The following is a 17,053-nucleotide window of genomic DNA, read 5'->3' on the forward strand; positions in this document are numbered from 1 at the left end:
GCGACGTCGTGCCGCCGACCCCCGAACCTTCGGCGACGGGCGTGACGGGAGCCACACCGGGCTTCCGTCAGACGGAAGTGGACGCGTGCCAAGCCGATCGCGGCCTGCCCATCCTTCACCCGGCCGACAGCAGCAGCACGCCGCCGCCGGCCCCCCGGCCCACCGGGACCCCTCAGCACTCGGGGTGCTGCGGCCCACGGGCGCCGCCGGCCCGACCCCCGGACGTGGCTCGGCGGCCCCGCACCACCACCAGAAAGGCAACACGATGACGCACGCACGACTCCGCAAGCCCGCGGCCGCCGGCCTCGCGGTCCTGGCGACCTGCACGCTCGTCGCCGGCTGCAGCCGCGGTCCCGGCACGACGGGTGCGGCCGCCTCGGGTGGCGAGCAGGTCGAGATCGACCTCGGCGACCAGACGGTCACCGTCTCGGGCCCGCCGCGGATCGCCGTGGTGCTCCCCGGCACCAACAACAGCTACCTGCAGGCGCAGATCGACGAGGTCGAGGACGCGGTCGCCGACATCGACGGCGCGACCTACACCGTCTTCGACGGGAAGTTCGACCCGACCACCCAGTTCAACGCGCTGACCAACATCGTGCAGGGCGGGCAGTACAACGCGATCCTGCTGCCCTCGCTCGACTCGAACCTCAACTGCAACGTCGCCTCCCAGGTGGCCCCCGAGAACGACATCGTCGTCGTCGCGATGACGACGGCGCTGTGCGGCCGCACGACCAACGAGGGCGAGGAGCTGTGGCAGCCCGGCACGCTCACCTACCTGGGCGGCGTCGACACCGTCGACTACTGGACCGACTACCTCGAGTACGTGATCGCGGAGAACCCGGGCGAGCAGAAGATGGTCGTCCTCAAGGGCCCCGACAACATCGGCATCACCATCAACCTCGACGCCGCGATCGAGAAGGTCACGGCGGAGCACCCGGAGCTCGAGATCGTCGGCGAGGCGAACACCGACTACTCGATCCCGGACGGCAACGAGAAGGCCACCTCGCTGCTGCAGGCGCACCCCGACGCCACCATCATCTTCTCGGCGTACGTCACCCTGACGCAGGGCGCCGTGCAGGCGGTCGAGGCCGCCGGCCTCCAGGGCGACGTGAAGATCTACGACAAGGGCTCGTCGGAGTACTCCTTCGAGCAGCTCGCCGCCGGGACGATCGAGGCCACCGCGCCGGAGTATCCCCGCACCATCGTCCGCAAGGCCGTCGAGGTCCTGGGCCAGGCCTTCGCGGGCGAGGAGGTCGAGCGCTTCTACCCGAACAGCGGCGCGCCGCTGCCCGAGGGTGCCGACCCCGAGACGGGCTTCTTCGTGATCACCGAGGACACCGCGGCCGACTTCGAGCCGGAGTCCTGATGGGCACCCCGGAGGCCTCGACCCTCGCCCCGGCGACCGCGCACGCGGCGGCCATCCGCACCCACGGGGTGGGCCGCACGTTCGGCGCCGCCGTCGCCCTGGCCGGGATCGACGTGACGATCACGGCCGGCACGGTGCACGCGCTGGTCGGCCAGAACGGCGCCGGGAAGTCGACGTTGCTCGGCATCCTCGCGGGCCGGATCGAGCCCACGTCGGGCGAGTTCGAGGTCTTCGGGGAGCGCGTCTCCCTCGGCAGCCCCCGCGCGGCGCGCCAGGCCGGCATCGCCGCGATCTACCAGGAGCTGACGATCATCCCGCAGCTGACGGCGATGGCGAACGTCTTCGTCTCCCGGCCGCGCTCGCGGGGCGGGTTGCTCGACGAGCGCGCCATGCGGCGCCGGTACGACGAGCTCTCGGCCCGTCTCGGCGTCCACGTGCCGCCCGACGCGATCGCCCGGGACCTGTCGGTGGCGCAGCAGCAGCTGCTCGAGATCATGCGTGCCCTCGACGCCGAGGCGCGGGTGATCTTCTTCGACGAGCCGACCGCGCCGCTCGGCCCGAGCGAGCGCGAGGCCCTCTTCGCCCTCATGCGCGACCTGCGCGACCAGGGCGTGACGATGGTCTTCGTCTCGCACGCCCTCGACGAGGTGCTGGCGATCAGCGACGACGTGACCGTCTTCCGCGACGGCCGGCTGCGGGCCAGCCGACCGACATCGACGTGGACCAAGCAGTCCCTCGTCGACGAGATGCTGGGCCGGTCGGCCGAGGCCGCCCTCGCCGAGGTCGCGGCCACGACGGCCGAGGCGTCCGCGCCCCTCGTCCCGACCGCACCGCGGCATCCCGCGGGCGCGGCCGCCCGGACCTCGTCGTCGCCCGCGACGGAGGAGCCGGGGCTGCGGGTCCGGGACCTCTTCGTGTCCGGCTCGCGGGAGGGCGTCTCGTTCGAGGTCCGCGGCGGCGAGATGGTCGGCATCGGCGGTCTCGTCGGCGCCGGCCGCTCCTCGGTGCTCCGCGCCCTCGCCGGTCTCGACCGCCGGGCGCGGGGCGAGCTGTGGATCGACGGGCGCCAGGTGCCCTGGCCCCGCACGGTGCGCCAGGCGCTGCGGCACGGCATCGCCCTGCTGCCCGAGGACCGCAAGACCCAGGGGCTCGTGCTCGGCATGTCGGCGATGGAGAACGTGACGCTCTCCGACCTGGGGGCGGTCGCGACCGCCTCGGTCGTGTCGATGCGGCGGATGCGCCGTGCGGCCGGGGAGTCGGCCGCGGGCTACGGGTTCGACGTGCGCCGCCTCGACGAGCCGGCGCGCAACCTCTCCGGGGGCAACCAGCAGAAGCTGCTGCTGGCCCGCTGGGGACACCGACGCCCCCGCTTCCTGCTCGCCGACGAGCCGACCCGCGGCATCGACGTGGGCGCGAAGGCCGAGATCCTCGCGACCCTGCAGGGCCTGGCCGCGGAGGGCATGGGCGTCCTGCTCGTCTCCTCCGAGCTCGAGGAGGTCGCGACGAGCTGCACGCGCGTCTTCGTCATGTCGAGCGGCCGCGTGGTCGCCGAGCACCCCATCGACCTGGCGGCGCGCAGCGTCGAGGACACCGTCGCCGACATCTTGTACGCCGCATTCCACGTGGAGGAGACCCATGTCTGACCTGACCGCCGCCCTGCGCCCCGGCACGTCCACCGGCGGCGACGCGCTGCCCCCGACCGCCGGCTCGACCGGCGCGCCCTCGGGGGGTGACGGCGCCGCGCCGTCCCCCCGCCGGCGTCGCCGCAGCTTCTCCGACCTCGCCTTCAAGTACGGCATGGTCTGGCTGCTCGTCCTCCTCGTCGGCTGGGCCGAGTGGACGTACCCGGGCTTCACGTCCTGGGGCAACATGCAGAACGTCCTGGCCCAGAACGCGACGATCGGCATCGTGGCCGTCGGCATGACGTTCGTGATGATCTCGGGCGGCTTCGACCTCAGCGTCGGGGCGATCTACGCCGGCTGCTCGGTGTTCTTCGCCCAGCTCGCCCTCTCCCTGCCGATGGAGCTGGCCTTCGTGCTGGCCGTCGCCATCGGTGCCACGGCGGGGCTCGTCAACGGGCTGCTCGTGACCGTCCTCAAGGTCAACCCCTTCGTGGCGACGCTCGGCACGGCCTCGGTCTTCGGCGGCGCCGCGTTCCTCTACTCCGACTCGTCGCCCATCCTCAACAACGAGCCGGGCTTCGAGTGGCTGGGCATGGGCAAGGTGGCCGGGGTCCCGGTGGCCATCCTGGTGCTGGCCCTGGTGTTCCTCGTGGGCGGGTTCGTGCTCTCGCGGACCGTCTACGGCCGCTCGCTCTACGCGGTGGGTGGCAACGCCGAGGCGGCCCGCCTCGCCGGCCTGCCCGTCGGCCTGCTCAAGACCAGCGCCTACGTCCTCGTCGGTGCGTGCGCCGGCGTCGCCGGGTGCGTCATCGCCTCGCGGCTGCAGGTCGGCCAGGCCGACATCGGCAGCACGATCGCGCTGGACGCGATCGCGGCGGTGGTCATCGGCGGCACGTCGCTCTTCGGCGGCGAGGGTGCGGTGTGGCGCACGGCCGTGGGCCTGCTGATCATCGCGATCATCCGCAACGTCTCGCAGTCCCGCGGGTTCGACATCAACGTCGAGTCCGTCATCACCGGCTTCATCATCGTCGGTGCGGTCGCGCTCGACGCCTACGCACGCAACCGGCGTCGGTGACGTCGTGACGATCCGGGTGGGGGCGGTGCTCCCCCAGCGGGAGCTCGGCACCGACCCCGCGGTCGTGCGGCACTACCTGACGACGCTCGACGACCTCGGGTTCGCCCACGTGCTCGCCTACGAGCACGTGCTCGGCGAGCGGCCGGCGCCGGGCGCCGAGCCGGGGCCGTACGACGCGGGCAACGACTACCACGAGCCGCTGGTGCTCCTCGGGTTCGCGGCGGCCGTGTGCCGCCTCGAGCTGGTCACCGGCGTGCTGGTCCTGCCCCAGCGGCAGGCGCCGCTCGTCGCGAAGCAGGCAGCGGAGGTGTCCCTGCTGAGCGGGGGACGCCTGCGCCTGGGCGTGGGCGTGGGGTGGAACCGCGCCGAGTACGACGCCCTGGGCGCCTCCTTCGGCGACCGTGGCCGGCGGCTCGACGACCAGGTGCGCCTGCTGCGCGCGCTGTGGAGCGAGCCGCTCGTCGAGCTCGGCGGGCGGGAGGTCGGGCTCAGCCCGCGTCCCGCGGCGCCGGTGCCGATCTGGTTCGGGGGCTCGAGCCCCGCGGCGTACGACCGGATCGGCCGACTGGGCGACGGGTGGCTGCCGCAGGTGCAGCCCGGGCCCGACCTCGACGCGGCGCGCGCGCTCGTCGACCGGGCCGCCGAGTCCGCGGGACGTGACCCCGCGGCGCTCGGGATGGAAGGCCGCCTCGTGCTGGACGACGACGTCCACCGGACGGCCGACGCGATCGGGGCGTGGGCGGCCGCAGGCGCCACGCACGTCAGCGTCGACACCATGTCGCGCGGGCTCCGGTCCGTCGACGACCACCTGGCGGCCCTGGCGGGCCTCGCTCGTGCCCTCGGGCTGCGGGCCGGGTCGCCGCGGGAGGCCGCCCCCACCACAGCGAGGGCCTCATGAACGAGCACAGCACCACCCGCACGGAGGTCGCCATCGTCGGCGGCGGTCCCGCCGGCCTCATGCTGTCCCACCTGCTCCACCTGGCGGGGATCGACAGCGTCGTGGTCGACCACCGGCGGGTCGCGGACATCGCGGGCACCCACCGGGCCGGCATCCTCGAGCGCGACAGCGTCCGCCTCCTCGTCGACTCCGGGGTGTCCGACCGGGTGCTGCGGGAGGGCCACGAGCACGAGGGCATCGACCTGCGCTTCGGGGGGCTCAGCCACCGCGTCGACTTCTCCGCGCTCGTGGGCGCCTCCTGCTGGCTCTACCCCCAGACGGAGGTCTTCGTCGACCTGCACGCGGCGCGCGTGCGCGACGGCGGGGACCTGCACTACGGGGTCCGGGACACCGCGGTGTCGGGGACGGACGGCCCCGCGCCCGAGCCCACCGTCACGTTCGTCGACGCCGAGGACCGCCCCCGACGGGTGGTCGCCGACCTCGTCGTCGGCGCGGACGGCTCGCGCAGCATCTGCCGGGCGCTCGTGGCCGGGCGCCGGCAGCACTTCCGCGAGTACCCCTTCGCGTGGTTCGGGGTCCTCGTGGAGGCCCCGCCGAGCGCGCCGGAGCTGATCTACGCGCGCTCGGAGCGCGGCTTCGCCCTCATCAGCCAACGCACCGACGTCGTGCAGCGGATGTACTTCCAGTGCGACCCGGGGGAGGACGCGGCGGCGTGGTCGGACGACCGGATCTGGGCCGAGCTCGACGCGCGCCTGGCCGGCCACGACGGCTTCCCGCTCCAGCACGGACCCGTCATCGAGCGCACCGTGCTGCCCTTCCGCAGCTTCGTGCAGACGCCCATGACGCACGGACGCCTCGCCCTCGCCGGCGACGCCGCCCACACGGTGCCGCCGACGGGAGCCAAGGGCCTCAACCTGGCGCTGTCCGACGTGCGCCTGCTCGCCGAGGCGGTCGAGCGGTCGCTGCGCAAGGGCGACGAGGACGCGCTGGACGTCTACTCCGACCAGGCCCTGCGCAGGGTCTGGCGGGCGCAGCACTTCTCCTACTGGATGACGACGATGCTGCACCGGGTGGACGGCGCGAGCGAGTTCGACGAGCTCCGGCAGCTCGGTGAGCTGCGCGGCATCGTGGCCTCCCCGCACGGGGCGGCCTACCTCGCCGAGGGCTACACCGGCTGGCCGAACGGCTGAGGCGACGCTCCGGCGACCGCCCTCCCGCCGACCGTCGTGGGGGCGCCCGAGCGCACGAGCGCGACGACGGTGCCCACGGCGGCGGCCACCCCGTCGACGACGGGCCGGCCGAGGTCCTCCCCGAGCCGCGCCGCCCAGTCCGCCATCCCGGCGCACCCGAGCACCACCACGTCGGAGCGGTCCGCGGCCACCGCCGCGCGGGCGGCGGCCAGCACGCGGTCGTACGCCGCGGGATCCGTCCCCAGCTCCAGCACGCCGACGCCGGAGGCGTGCACGCCCGCGCAGGCTCCGGCCACGCCGTACCGGAACGCCAGGTCCTCGATCCCCGGCACGGCGGTCGCGGCCGTGGTGACCACGGAGAAGCGGCGCCCGAGGAAGGTCGCCGACCGCATGGCGGCCTCCGCGATGCCGACGACGGGTCCGCGGGCCACCAGGCGGGCCGCGTCGAGGCCGGGGTCCCCGAAGCAGGCGATCACGTGCCCGTCGACGCCCCGCAGCTCGCCGTCCGCGACCATCCGCAGCACCCCCGGCGCGGCGTGGACCTCGTCGACGGCCGTCTCGATGCAGGCCGGCCCGTCGGGGGAGCCGACGGCGACGACGGAGACGCCCGGGCCGGCGACGGCCCGGGCGCTCCGCCCGATCAGGTCGGTCATCGAGCCCGTGGAGTTCGGGTTCGTGACCTGCACCACCAGGTCGGGCTGCGTCACGCCGGGGTCCCCGCGCCCGCGTGGAGGGCCTTCGTGCGGGCGGCTGCGTCGCTCACGCCGAACGTCCAGGCCAGGACCAGGTAGACCACGAAGCCGAGCCCGCAGCCGAGGAACCAGCTGTAGTCGGGCAGCCAGGTCAGCACCCCGGTGAGCTTCGGGACCACGACGGACAGCACGGCGACGGCGCCGGTCGCCGCGACCGTGATGACGGCGGCCGGGTTGTAGCCCTTGGCGTAGTAGTACGCCCCGTCCTGCTCGAGGGTGAAGAGGTCGTCGACCACGACGTGCTGCCGGCGCACCAGGTAGTAGTCGGCGATGAGGATGCCGAACAGGGGGCCGATGAGCGCGCCGAGGATGCCGAGGGTCCAGAAGATGGCCTCGGGGTTGGAGTACCAGTTCCACGGGGTCAGCAGCACCGAGCCGACGGCGGCGATCATGCCGCCCATGCGCCACGAGATCTTCTGCGGCGCGACGTTGGAGAAGTCGAACGCCGGGCTGATGAAGTTCGCGACGATGTTGATGCCGACCGTGGCGATGACGAAGGTGAGACCGCCGAGCAGCACCGCGGTGTAGGTGTCGATCGCCTCCACCGTGTGCACCGGGTCGGTGATGAGCTGGCCGAAGACCGGGATGGTCGCCGACGCCGTCAGCACCACCAGCAGGGAGAAGACGACGAAGTTGACCGGCAGGCCCCAGAAGTTGCCGCGCTTCACGGCCTCGAACGACTTGCCGTAGCGCGAGAAGTCGCCGAAGTTCAGCATCGGGCCGGAGAAGTAGGAGACGACGAGCGCGATCGCGCCGAGCATCGCGGTGACCTGCTCACCCGTGCTGAGCTGCTGGTCGGACAGCGAGAAGCTGATGTCGAAGTCGGCGCGGACGAGCATGTAGCCGCAGAGCGCGAACATCGCGACGTAGACCGCCGGGCCGCAGAAGTCGATGAACTTCCGGATCGACTCCATGCCTCGCCAGAACACGAGCGCCTGGGCCACCCAGAGGATGGCGAAGCTGACGTAGCCCAGCAGCGAGAGGCCGAGGAACGAGTAGGCGTCGGTGGCGAGCTCGGTGAGGCCGGGGAACACCTTGAGGATGACGATGGTGAGGGAGCCGGCCGCGAGGAAGGTCTGCACGCCGTACCAGGCCACCGCGATGAGGCCCCGGATGATGGCCGGGATGTTCGCCCCCAGCACGCCGAAGCTGGCGCGGCTGATCACCGGGTAGGGCACCGCCGCGACCTGGCTCGGCTTCGCGACCAGGTTGCAGAAGAACTGCACGAGCACGATGCCGACGATGAGGGCCACGAAGACCTGCCAGCTCGTCAGCCCGAGCGCGAACAGCGCGCCCGCCGTGACGTAGCCGCCGACACTGTGGACGTCGCTCATCCAGAAGGCGAAGAAGTTGTACATGGACCACTTCTGGTCCTGCAGCGGAGCGAGGTCCTCGTTCGTCAGGCGGGGGTCGTAGTCGCGTCCCGGCACACCGGCGCCGGGTGGGTATCCGGCCGCCTCCACGACGTCATGGGGCAGCTTGTTGTTCGCGAGACCGGTCATCGGTGTCTCCGAGCGGGTGGGCGGTGATGCCCACGGACGCTAGGAGCGGGATGTTCCGCGGGTCCGTCGTCGTGGTGACTGCCGTGTCACGGGAGTCATATATCGCTCGACGGCACCCGGAAGACGTCCGGGTCGTCGGCGAACGTGGCGATGCCCTCCCGCAGGTGGTCGTAGTGAGCGTCCGAACGGGCCACCACCAGGTCCGCGTCACGCGCGACGTACGCCGCGAGCATCGCCGCGTGGTCGTGCACGAACGTCGCGCGCCCGGCCGCCGGCACCCGTGCCATCGGGCGCGCCGGCTCGGTCATGTTCCACGCCGCGGCGTACATGTGCACCAGCCGCTGCATTCCCGACGGCTCGATGAGCAGCAGGTGGAACCGCCGCGAGGCGAGGTGGTAGGCCCGCTCGTCCTGCGCCGCGAGAGCGGCGTCCATCTCGGCGTGCACGGAGGAGACCAGGGCGACGTCGTCCTCGGTCGCGTGCCGCACGGCGGCGCGGAGCGCGGAGCTCTCCAGCGCCTGCCGCACGTCGTAGAGCTCGCGGAACTCGGGGTAGGTCAGCTTGGCGACGCTGTAGCCCACGTGGGGCGTGTGCTCGACCAGTCCCTCGCCCGAGAGCACCTTGAGCGCCTCCCGCACCGGGATCGTGCTGACCCCGAAGAAGCGGGCGACGGCGTCGATCGGGATCACCGTGCCCGGCGGCTCGTCACCCCGGAGGATCGCGTCGCGCACGTCGTCGAGCACGCGCGCCGGACCGTCGGGCCCGGTGCGGGTGAGGCGGGACGTGAAGACCGAGCGCCGCCGCGGGCTGTGGCTCGCGCGGTCGGCGGGCGGGGTCATCCCGCGATGCTCGCAGGCGGGTGTTGCGGCTCGGTTACGCCGCGACGGGACCTCCGGCTCAGGCCGGCGGCTCCGACTCGGCGTCGGCGTCCTCGGACGGCTCGCGGTCGTCGTCGCCCTCGGTCGGCTCCTGCTGCTTGTCGTCGGGCGCGGTGACCTCGTCGGGCAGGTGGTCCTCGACCCCCGGGTTGAGCTCGGGGTCGGGGTCGGCCACCAGCGGCTCGGCGCTCTCGTAGCGGTCGCCCGGCGCCGCGTCGGGACCGCCCGGGTTGGGCTCGGCGGGCTCGATGGTGGGCTCGGGCTGGGGTCCGGGGTCGCTCATCGGGGCTCCTCCTCGGGGCGTGGGGGTGGGTCGTCGCAGTGTCGGGCTCAGGCCTCGAAGCCGAACGTGGTGTACGGCGCGAGCCCAGCGCCCACCGTAGCCAGCCGCCCCACGTCCGAGCCCGCGGGCGACGCGGCGAGCGCCTGCAGCACCGTCAGCTCGTGGGGCACCACCGGGTCGGGCAGCGCGTCGAGGGGGAACCAGCGCAGGTCGGCGCACTTCGCGCCCTCCATCACCCGCGGCTCGCCGGCCCACGCGGTGGCGGCGAAGAAGAAGTCGACGCGCTCGTCGATGGCCGGCGACACCGCGGGGCCGGGGGCGCGCCGCTGCATCGTCGTGAGGAAGGTCAGCTCGGGGTCGATGCCGAGCTCCTCGGCCGCCTCGCGCCGCGCCGCGTCGTACGCGGTCTCGCCCTTCTCGACGTGCCCCGCCGCCCCGGCGGCCCAGTGGTCGTCCATGAAGCCGGTGCCGCTGCGCAGCTGCAGCAGCACCTCGACCGCGCCGGAGCCGTCGGGAGCCCCCGGGCGCACGCACACGACGTACGCCGCGGGGACCACCGCGAAGCGGCCCCGGATCGTGTCCGGGGCGCTCGTCGTCACCGGGGGGTGCGGGGGCCGGTGCCCGTGGGGCCCGCGGGGCCGGTGTCGCCGTCGTTCTTGCCGTCGAGCTTCTCGAGGCCCTCCTTGGCCTTGACGGTGCCCTTGGCGATCTTGTCCGAGTACTTGCCCTTGGTCTTCTTGTCGGCGAACGCCGCGGCCTTGTCGATGCCGCCGGTGATCTTGTCGCCGTGCTTGTCGACGGCGCTCGACGCCTGGGTGCGGGCCTGGCCCAGCACGCCCTTGAGCTTGTCGCTGAATCCCATCTGGTGCCTCCTCGCCCGGGGTCTCCGGGACAGCTGTCGGTGGTCAGGAGCGGTGGCTGGAAGGATAGCCAGGGTGAGCGAACGCCCGCCGATCGTCGCCGTCGTCGGCCCCACGGCCGCCGGCAAGACCGAGCTGTCCCTCGCGCTCGCCGAGCGGCTGGGCGGCGAGGTGGTCAACACCGACGCGATGCAGCTCTACCGCGGCATGGACGTCGGCACCGCGAAGCTCCCCGTGGCCGAGCGGCGGGGCGTCCCGCACCACCTGATGGACCTCCTCGACGTCACCGAGCCGGCCAGCGTCGCGACGTTCCAGGGGCAGGCGCGCGAGGTGATCGCCGAGATCCGGTCGCGTGGGCGGGTGCCGGTGCTCGTCGGCGGGTCGGCGCTCTACACGCGGGCGGTGCTCGACCGCTTCGACTTCCCGGGGACGGACCCCGCCCTGCGGGCCGCGTACGACGCGGAGCTCGCCCGGGTCGGGTCCGCGGCGCTCCACGCGCGGCTGGCCGAGGTCGACCCCGAGGCGGCCGCGGGCATCCTCCCGGAGAACGGGCGGCGGGTCGTGCGCGCGCTCGAGGTGGTCGAGCTGACCGGCCGGCCGTTCAGCGCGTCGCTGCCGGTGCTGGAGTACGTCGACGACCGGTCGGTGCAGGTCGGGGTGCGCATCGACCGCCCGACGCTCGACGCCCGCATCGCGCTGCGGGTGGACCTGATGTTCGCCGCCGGGTTGGTCGCGGAGGTGGAGCGGCTGCTGGCCGCGGGCCTCGGTGAGGGGCTGACGGCGGCGCGGGCGATCGGCTACCGGGAGGTCGCGGCGCACCTCGCCGGCGAGCTCACCGAGGCGGAGGCCCGGGAGCGCACGATCATCGCGACCCGCCGCTTCGCGCGGCGCCAGGAGTCGTGGTTCGGCAAGGACCCGCGGATCGCGTGGGTCGACTGGGACGCGCCCGACCGGGTGGACCGCGCGGTCGCCGCGGTGCGGGCGCTCGACGGGAGGACGGCACCGTGACCACCACCTACTACACCGCGTCCAGCCTCGACGGCTTCATCGCCACCGAGGACCACGCGCTCGACTGGCTGCTGAGCCGGGACATCGACCCCGACGGGGTGGGGAGCAACGCCGCGTTCCTGGCCGACGTGGGGGCGCTGCTCATGGGTGCGTCCACCTACGGGTGGCTCGTCGAGCACGGCGGGGGAGAGCCGTGGTCCTACGCGGTGCCGACCTGGGTCCTGACGCACCGGGGCGACGAGCTGGCCGCGGGACGGCCCGAGGCGTGGGCGGGCGCGGACATCCGCTTCGTGGCCGCGGACGACGACGCCGCCCTGCGCGCCGTGCACGTCGAGGCCGTGGCCGCCGCGGCGGCCCTCGCACGCACGGGGGTCTGGGTCGTCGGTGGTGGCGAGCTCGCGGGCCGGGTCGCCGACCTGGGGCTGCTCGACCACGTCGTGCTCTCCTACGCGCCGTGCACGCTCGGGTCGGGCGCCCCCGTGCTGCCGCGACGGCTCGAGCTCGCGCTGCGCGAGACCGGACGCAACCGCGACTTCGTCGTCGCGACGTACGACGTCGTGCGCTGACGGGGCGGGCGGGCAAGCCTGGGCGGCCTGTGGAGGACGCCCCGGGCGGAGAACGTGAGCCTGGAGGGCCTCCGGGGCCGGTTCTGGGACCCGTTCTCCGCTGTCGTGAACCCCGGCCTACGGCTGGGCCGCCCGCTCGGCCACCCGACGGGCTACGGACCCGACTCGGCGATGACGCAGGGACGGCCCCACTCGATGGACACGAGCACCTCGGCGTCCGCATCGAGGTCCACGGTGCTGTGGCAGGCGTCCATCGCGGGGTCGAGCATGCTGCAGTTGCCGTGGCAGGGCCGCGTCGCGACGGTCATGACGTACGAACCAGCAGCCAGGTCGGTCCAGGCAGCGGGTGAATCCACATCGGCTGGGCCCCGGTGCCGGGGCGTCGCGACCCCTGGTGTCGTCGGATCGAGAGCGATCTTGATCAGCGCACCCTCGTCGTACGCGATCGGGGCGTCGGTCACCACCGCGGTGCGCACCGTGAGCGCGTACGTCGCCCCCGCGCCGGGTCGGGCCGTAGTGGTGCGGTCGGCAGCGCCATCGGCAGCTCCGTCGCGAGTGCTTCCGAGGTCGACGACCCGGAGTGCGATCGCCCCGCCGGCCACGACGAGAGCGGTGGCCAGGGCCCCCACCCACACCGAGCGGTGCCAGCGTCGAGAGGTGTCCCCGGCGGTGACCGGGGCACCTGCGGCCACGGTCCCGTGCGGACGTCCCGGAGCGATCGGTGGATCGTCGGCTGGGTGTCGGTCGCTCATGGCCTCTTCGTCTCCCGGGGTCGTGCGGACGTGGGGTCGAACTCGTCCGTACGACGCGGTGTGAGCCTGAGCCGGTTCCTCACGGGGTCATGCGGCGGCGCCGTACGTGAACCACACGGGGGCGGGTTCGGTCACGCCTCACGGCCGCGCTGATCGGACGGCCTCGTCGGAAGACTGCGCCACTGCTGCCAGGAGATCAGCAGACCAGGTACGAATATGACGCAGAAGGCGAAGAGCTGCAGCGCCCTGCCGCCCCGACCGGTCACGAGGCACAGGAGGGCGACACCGAGCGTGAAGGCGAGTGCGCTCGTGAGGACGAGGATCTGGAGTCGGACCCACTCGCGGCCCGGGCTCCACATCGGCGGTGGCTTCCAGCTGCTCATGTCCTGGTCCCCTTCCAGGTCGAGATCGCCGGGAACACGACGGGCACCAGGATCAGTGCGACAACGGTGTCCGCCCGGTCACGCATCACGCCCTCGAGCAGCAGGCTCAGAACGAACACCTCGGCCTCCCTGATCCCACCCCCCCGGCGGCTTCACGGGAACCGTCGTCGAACCCTGAGAGTAGGCAGGTCGGCTCGTCGTCGGCAGGCGAAGCAAGCCTTCACCGCGGCTCCTCCACGGTGCCGTCGTGCGCCGACTACGGCTGCGCCGCCCGCTCGGCCGCCGTCGGCGTGCCGTGCTCGGGGGTCCAGCCGGGCGGTCCCGCGACGTACCCCCACCGCTCGCGCCACGTGCGGGCGCCGCGCACGTCGGCCCAGATCTCCCGGTAGTGCCCGTACTGCAGCTCGAGCAGGTCGAACGTCTCGACCTTGGTGGTGAGCCCGTAGCGCGGGCGCCGGTGCTCCTCGGCGAACGTGCCGAACAGCCGGTCCCAGACGATGAGGATGCCGCCGTAGTTCTTGTCGAGGTACTCGGGGTCGGAGCCGTGGTGCACCCGGTGGTGGGACGGCGTGTTCATCACGAGCTCGACCGGCCGCGGCAGCTTCCCGACCAGCTCGGTGTGCACGTAGAACTGGTAGACGAGGTTGAGGCCGAACGCGACGTACAACGTCCACGGCGCGAACCCGAGCAGCGGCAGCGGGAGCCAGAAGAAGAACTCGAACCAGGGGTTCCACTTCTGGCGCAGCGCCGTGCCGAAGTTCATGAACTCGCTGGAGTGGTGGGCCTGGTGGCCGGCCCAGGCGATGCGCACGCGGTGGCTGAAGCGGTGGTGCCCGTAGTACCCGAGGTCGACGCCGAGCACGACGAGCACCCAGTACCACCACGTGTCCGTCGGCAGGTGGAACGGCGCCACGTAGGCGTAGACCGCGACGAAGCCGACGAACGAGACGACCTTGAACAGCGTGAGGAAGACGAGCGAGACGACGCCCATCGAGATCGACGTGCGGGCGTCCTTGAGGGCGTAGCCCGTCACGTTGTCGTCGTGGTCGAGCCAGCGCAGCGCCGCCAGCTCCACGAGGATCGTCAGCACGAAGAACGGCGCCGCCCACGTGACGGGGTTCTTCAGGGGGTCCAGCACGTCCTGCATTGCCACCTCCGGGATATGACCTCGAGGTAACTTACCCCCGGGTCAGTTCCGGTGGCTAGGGTGGCGGCATGACGTCCGCTCCGCGCACCGGCACCAAGGGCGTGCCGCGGGCCGAGCGCGAGGCCCAGATCCTCGAGGTCGCCCTCGCCGAGCTGGGTCGCGTCGGCTACGCCGCCGCCTCCGTCGCGGTCATCGCCCGGGGGGCGGGGATCTCGAAGCCGATGGTCTACAGCTACTTCGGCTCCAAGGAGGGCCTGTACGCCGCGTGCGTCGACCTCGCCGGAGCCGTCGTCGCCGACGAGGTCGAGCGCAGTGCCGCCCTCGGGGCCGTCGGGCTCGAGCGCGGCCTCCTCACGGTGGCCGGCCTGGCCGCCGCGCTGGACGGTCGGCCCCACCTGTGGCGGGTGCTCTTCGACCCGACGGCCCCGACCACCGGTCCGGCCGCCGAGGTCGGTCGCCGCCACACCGCTCGCCTCCACGAGCGGGCGGTCGAGGGCGTGGGGGAGATGCTGCGCCTCGCGGGCGACGCGGACCCGGCCGACCTTGACCTCATGGTGCAGGTGTGGGTGGGCATCCTCGACACCGTCATGCGCTGGTGGGCCGACCACCCCGACGAGGACGGCGCCGCGGTCGTCGCCCGCGCCGAACGGGTGGTCGGGGCACTCCTCGGCGTGCGCTGAGCGCGACCGCCGGCGGCGCGGGAGAAGGACCGGGACGGGCTGCACGAGCGGGACGTCGCGTGGCCGCGCACCTCGCTGGTCCGACCCCCGGGCCCGTGGGACCATGGGCGCCGTGACCCGCTCGCACGCGCCGTACCCCTTCGCCAAGGGCCACGGCACCCAGAACGACTTCGTCATCCTCCCGGACGCCGAGGGCGACCGGCACGAGGACATCGACGCCGCGGGCGTGCAGCGGCTGACCGACCGCCGGGCCGGGATCGGCGGCGATGGGATCCTCCGGGTCGTGCGCACCGCCGCTACCGCCGACCCCGCCGCGGTGGCGGCGCGGGACGAGGCGGAGTGGTTCATGGACTACCGCAACGCCGACGGCTCGATCGCCGAGATGTGCGGCAACGGCATCCGCGTCTTCGCCCGCTGGCTCGTCGACCGCGAGGGTGCGGACGCCACGACGCCCCTCCGGATCGCCACCCGGGCCGGCGTGCTCTCCGTCGCGGTGGAGCCGGACGGGCGGATCAGCGCCTCGGTGGGCGCGCCCCGCCCCCTGCCCGCGTCGGAGGTGACCGTCCGCGACACCGGCGCGACGCTGCCGACCACGGGCGTCGACATGGGCAACCCGCACGCGGTCGCGTTCGTCGACGACCTCGCGGAGGCGGGGTCGCTGCTGAGCGAGCCGGCGTACGACGCGGAGGTCTACCCGACCGGCGTCAACGTCGAGTTCGTCGTGCGCCGCGGCGAGCGGCACGTGGCGATGCGGGTCCACGAGCGCGGCTCGGGGGAGACGCTGTCGTGCGGCACCGGTGCGGCCGCGGTGATGGTCGCGAGCGCGCTGGCCGACGGCGCCGTGCCGGCCGACGGCACGCCGCCGGCCGAGCCCGTCGTCTACCGCGTCGACGTGCCGGGCGGCGAGCTCGACCTCACGTGGACCCCCGCCGGCGACGTCGTGCTGACCGGTCCCGCGGAGATCGTCGCCGAGGGCTTCACGGCGCTGGGCTGAGCCCGCGAGGGGCGTTCAGCCGTCCGCCGGGGCGGTGAGGTCCCCGCGACACCCGGGGTTCACCCCCGGCCGGTGGGCTGCCGGTCGTGTCGAGGTCACGGCTTCTCGGGCAGTCGGTCGTCAAGCGTCGGGGCGTGCTCGCCCTGGGCGGTGGTGTGGCGGGAGGTGTGCTCCTCGGGCGGCCGCCCATCGACGGCGACGCGGTGCAGGCGCGGGTCACGAGCCGGCCGGTGCCGCGCAGCACCCCCGGGCTCGTGCGCAGCCGCGACGCCCTCACCCACGCGCAGACCGGTGACGTGACGCCGACGTCGGGGGTGCTCTGGGCGCGCGGCGAGGCGCCGGGCCAGCTCCAGGTGCGCCTGCGCAGCGGCGGGCGCGTGATCGGCACCCGGGTCGGTCCGGCCGGCACCGCGGACACCGACTTCACCGCCCGGGTCTCCCTCGCCGGCCTCGAGCCGGGCCGCGACTACGAGGCCGACCTCTGGTTCGCCGGCCCCGACGGCACGGAGAGCGACCCGACGCACGTCAGCTTCACCACACCGTCGGCCACCCCGGCCCGCACGACCTTCGCGTGGTCGGGCGACACCTGCGGGCAGGGCTACGGCATCAGTCCCGACGCCGGCGGGCTCTTCGCGTACGGCGCGGTCGCCGACCTCCGCCCCGACGTCTTCATCCACTGCGGCGACAACATCTACGCCGACGAGCCGATCACCGACACGATGGTGGAGGTCGACGGGTCGGTGTGGCGCAACGTGGTGACGGAGCACGTGCAGCGGCCCGCGCAGACCCTGGCGGAGTTCCGCGGGCGCTACCGCTATGTCCTGCTCGACGAGAACGTGCGGCGCCTGCACGCCACCACGCCCGTGATCTCCCAGTGGGACGACCACGAGACGACGAACAACTGGTACCCCGGCGAGATCCTGAACGACGAGACGACGACGTTCCGCTACACCGACGAGCGCCGCGTCGACGTGCTCGCGCGGATGGGTCGCCAGGCGTTCCAGGAGTACATGCCGATCGGCGAGGCCCACCTCCTCGGCCGCGGCTCGACCGGCTTCGCCGAGAAGGGGCTCTACCGCAAGGTGCCCCGCGGCGCG

20 protein-coding genes are annotated in these 17,053 nt (G+C 73.4%); 10 read left to right on the forward strand and 10 right to left on the reverse strand.

What is annotated here, in order from left to right:
* Window positions 1–265 precede the first annotated feature (265 nt).
* Genes QE405_RS20735 through QE405_RS20755 form a run of 5 tightly spaced genes read left to right on the forward strand, consistent with a single transcriptional unit; the run spans window position 266 to window position 6,151 of the window.
* Window positions 266–1,366, forward strand: coding sequence for a sugar ABC transporter substrate-binding protein (locus QE405_RS20735; RefSeq protein ID WP_307205297.1), 1,101 nt, complete (start codon window positions 266–268; stop codon window positions 1,364–1,366).
* Window positions 1,366–3,009 (forward strand): sugar ABC transporter ATP-binding protein, encoded by a 1,644-nt coding sequence (locus tag QE405_RS20740; protein WP_307205299.1) that lies wholly within the window; start codon window positions 1,366–1,368, stop codon window positions 3,007–3,009. Before QE405_RS20735 ends, QE405_RS20740 begins: the two co-directional genes overlap by 1 nt.
* Window positions 3,002–4,063: an ABC transporter permease gene (locus QE405_RS20745; protein WP_307205301.1), complete on the forward strand. Its 1,062-nt coding sequence runs from the start codon at window positions 3,002–3,004 to the stop codon at window positions 4,061–4,063. Before QE405_RS20740 ends, QE405_RS20745 begins: the two co-directional genes overlap by 8 nt.
* A 4-nt stretch (window positions 4,064–4,067) precedes the next feature.
* Window positions 4,068–4,961 carry a TIGR03619 family F420-dependent LLM class oxidoreductase gene (locus QE405_RS20750; RefSeq protein WP_307205303.1) on the forward strand — a complete coding sequence of 298 codons (894 nt, stop codon included), beginning with the start codon at window positions 4,068–4,070 and terminating at the stop codon, window positions 4,959–4,961.
* Window positions 4,958–6,151: a 4-hydroxybenzoate 3-monooxygenase gene (locus tag QE405_RS20755; protein ID WP_307205305.1), complete on the forward strand. Its 1,194-nt coding sequence runs from the start codon at window positions 4,958–4,960 to the stop codon at window positions 6,149–6,151. The genes QE405_RS20750 and QE405_RS20755 overlap by 4 nt, the downstream gene beginning before the upstream one ends.
* Here the strand turns inward: QE405_RS20755 and QE405_RS20760 are convergent.
* From QE405_RS20760 to QE405_RS20785, 6 genes are all read right to left on the reverse strand, one after another.
* On the reverse strand, window positions 6,127–6,858 hold the full coding sequence (locus tag QE405_RS20760; protein WP_307205307.1) for an aspartate/glutamate racemase family protein: 732 nt from the start codon (window positions 6,856–6,858) through the stop codon (window positions 6,127–6,129). The two genes, QE405_RS20755 and QE405_RS20760, sit on opposite strands and share 25 nt — an antisense overlap.
* Window positions 6,855–8,405, reverse strand: coding sequence for an NCS1 family nucleobase:cation symporter-1 (locus QE405_RS20765; RefSeq protein WP_307205309.1), 1,551 nt, complete (start codon window positions 8,403–8,405; stop codon window positions 6,855–6,857). Before QE405_RS20765 ends, QE405_RS20760 begins: the two co-directional genes overlap by 4 nt.
* 95 nt (window positions 8,406–8,500) lie before the next feature.
* Window positions 8,501–9,244, reverse strand: coding sequence for a GntR family transcriptional regulator (locus tag QE405_RS20770; RefSeq protein WP_307205311.1), 744 nt, complete (start codon window positions 9,242–9,244; stop codon window positions 8,501–8,503).
* Between the two features lie 58 nt (window positions 9,245–9,302).
* Window positions 9,303–9,566: a hypothetical protein gene (locus QE405_RS20775; RefSeq protein WP_307205313.1), complete on the reverse strand. Its 264-nt coding sequence runs from the start codon at window positions 9,564–9,566 to the stop codon at window positions 9,303–9,305.
* A gap of 47 nt (window positions 9,567–9,613) precedes the next feature.
* Entirely contained in the window at window positions 9,614–10,165 is a 552-nt protein-coding gene (locus tag QE405_RS20780; RefSeq protein WP_307205314.1) for an NUDIX domain-containing protein, read from the reverse strand.
* On the reverse strand, window positions 10,162–10,428 hold the full coding sequence (locus QE405_RS20785) for an antitoxin (protein ID WP_307205317.1): 267 nt from the start codon (window positions 10,426–10,428) through the stop codon (window positions 10,162–10,164). Before QE405_RS20785 ends, QE405_RS20780 begins: the two co-directional genes overlap by 4 nt.
* 73 nt (window positions 10,429–10,501) lie before the next feature.
* Here QE405_RS20785 and miaA point away from each other — a divergent pair, with 73 nt between their 5' ends.
* The gene (gene miaA, locus QE405_RS20790) at window positions 10,502–11,434 is read left to right on the forward strand and encodes a tRNA (adenosine(37)-N6)-dimethylallyltransferase MiaA (protein ID WP_307205322.1); all 933 of its coding nucleotides are present in this window, start codon (window positions 10,502–10,504) and stop codon (window positions 11,432–11,434) included.
* Window positions 11,431–12,000: a dihydrofolate reductase family protein gene (locus QE405_RS20795; protein ID WP_307205329.1), complete on the forward strand. Its 570-nt coding sequence runs from the start codon at window positions 11,431–11,433 to the stop codon at window positions 11,998–12,000. Before miaA ends, QE405_RS20795 begins: the two co-directional genes overlap by 4 nt.
* Before the next feature lie 152 nt (window positions 12,001–12,152).
* Here the strand turns inward: QE405_RS20795 and QE405_RS20800 are convergent, their stop codons facing one another.
* From QE405_RS20800 to QE405_RS20815, 4 genes are all read right to left on the reverse strand, one after another.
* Window positions 12,153–12,752: a hypothetical protein gene (locus QE405_RS20800; RefSeq protein WP_307205334.1), complete on the reverse strand. Its 600-nt coding sequence runs from the start codon at window positions 12,750–12,752 to the stop codon at window positions 12,153–12,155.
* 131 nt (window positions 12,753–12,883) lie between these two features.
* Window positions 12,884–13,135: a hypothetical protein gene (locus QE405_RS20805; protein WP_307205338.1), complete on the reverse strand. Its 252-nt coding sequence runs from the start codon at window positions 13,133–13,135 to the stop codon at window positions 12,884–12,886.
* Window positions 13,132–13,254: a hypothetical protein gene (locus QE405_RS20810; RefSeq protein WP_307205345.1), complete on the reverse strand. Its 123-nt coding sequence runs from the start codon at window positions 13,252–13,254 to the stop codon at window positions 13,132–13,134. The genes QE405_RS20805 and QE405_RS20810 overlap by 4 nt, the downstream gene beginning before the upstream one ends.
* Window positions 13,255–13,391: 137 nt before the next feature.
* Entirely contained in the window at window positions 13,392–14,282 is an 891-nt protein-coding gene (locus tag QE405_RS20815; protein ID WP_307205349.1) for a sterol desaturase family protein, read from the reverse strand.
* A gap of 68 nt (window positions 14,283–14,350) precedes the next feature.
* Between QE405_RS20815 and QE405_RS20820 the strand changes: the two genes are divergently transcribed.
* The 3 genes from QE405_RS20820 to QE405_RS20830 form a co-directional block, all read left to right on the forward strand.
* Window positions 14,351–14,962, forward strand: coding sequence for a TetR/AcrR family transcriptional regulator (locus QE405_RS20820; RefSeq protein ID WP_307205356.1), 612 nt, complete (start codon window positions 14,351–14,353; stop codon window positions 14,960–14,962).
* 103 nt (window positions 14,963–15,065) lie between these two features.
* Window positions 15,066–15,956 carry a diaminopimelate epimerase gene (gene dapF, locus QE405_RS20825; protein ID WP_307205374.1) on the forward strand — a complete coding sequence of 297 codons (891 nt, stop codon included), beginning with the start codon at window positions 15,066–15,068 and terminating at the stop codon, window positions 15,954–15,956.
* A 134-nt stretch (window positions 15,957–16,090) separates the two neighbouring features.
* A partial coding sequence (locus QE405_RS20830) for an alkaline phosphatase D family protein (RefSeq protein ID WP_307205380.1) occupies window positions 16,091–17,053 on the forward strand: 963 nt, incomplete at its 3' end.

Source organism: Nocardioides zeae (assembly GCF_030818655.1).
GTDB lineage: Bacteria > Actinomycetota > Actinomycetes > Propionibacteriales > Nocardioidaceae > Nocardioides > Nocardioides zeae_A.

Bases quoted from the DNA above. Each gene is read 5' to 3' on its own strand.
- dapF (WP_307205374.1), top strand. From the start codon at position 15,066: ATGGGCGCCGTGACCCGCTCGCACGCGCCGTACCCCTTCGCCAAGGGC.
- QE405_RS20800 (WP_307205334.1), bottom strand. From the start codon at position 12,752: ATGAGCGACCGACACCCAGCCGACGATCCACCGATCGCTCCGGGACGT.
- QE405_RS20735 (WP_307205297.1), top strand. From the start codon at position 266: ATGACGCACGCACGACTCCGCAAGCCCGCGGCCGCCGGCCTCGCGGTC.
- QE405_RS20745 (WP_307205301.1), top strand. From the start codon at position 3,002: ATGTCTGACCTGACCGCCGCCCTGCGCCCCGGCACGTCCACCGGCGGC.
- QE405_RS20770 (WP_307205311.1), bottom strand. From the start codon at position 9,244: ATGACCCCGCCCGCCGACCGCGCGAGCCACAGCCCGCGGCGGCGCTCG.
- QE405_RS20765 (WP_307205309.1), bottom strand. From the start codon at position 8,405: ATGACCGGTCTCGCGAACAACAAGCTGCCCCATGACGTCGTGGAGGCG.
- QE405_RS20820 (WP_307205356.1), top strand. From the start codon at position 14,351: ATGACGTCCGCTCCGCGCACCGGCACCAAGGGCGTGCCGCGGGCCGAG.
- QE405_RS20755 (WP_307205305.1), top strand. From the start codon at position 4,958: ATGAACGAGCACAGCACCACCCGCACGGAGGTCGCCATCGTCGGCGGC.
- QE405_RS20775 (WP_307205313.1), bottom strand. From the start codon at position 9,566: ATGAGCGACCCCGGACCCCAGCCCGAGCCCACCATCGAGCCCGCCGAG.
- QE405_RS20805 (WP_307205338.1), bottom strand. From the start codon at position 13,135: ATGAGCAGCTGGAAGCCACCGCCGATGTGGAGCCCGGGCCGCGAGTGG.
- QE405_RS20785 (WP_307205317.1), bottom strand. From the start codon at position 10,428: ATGGGATTCAGCGACAAGCTCAAGGGCGTGCTGGGCCAGGCCCGCACC.
- QE405_RS20740 (WP_307205299.1), top strand. From the start codon at position 1,366: ATGGGCACCCCGGAGGCCTCGACCCTCGCCCCGGCGACCGCGCACGCG.
- QE405_RS20815 (WP_307205349.1), bottom strand. From the start codon at position 14,282: ATGCAGGACGTGCTGGACCCCCTGAAGAACCCCGTCACGTGGGCGGCG.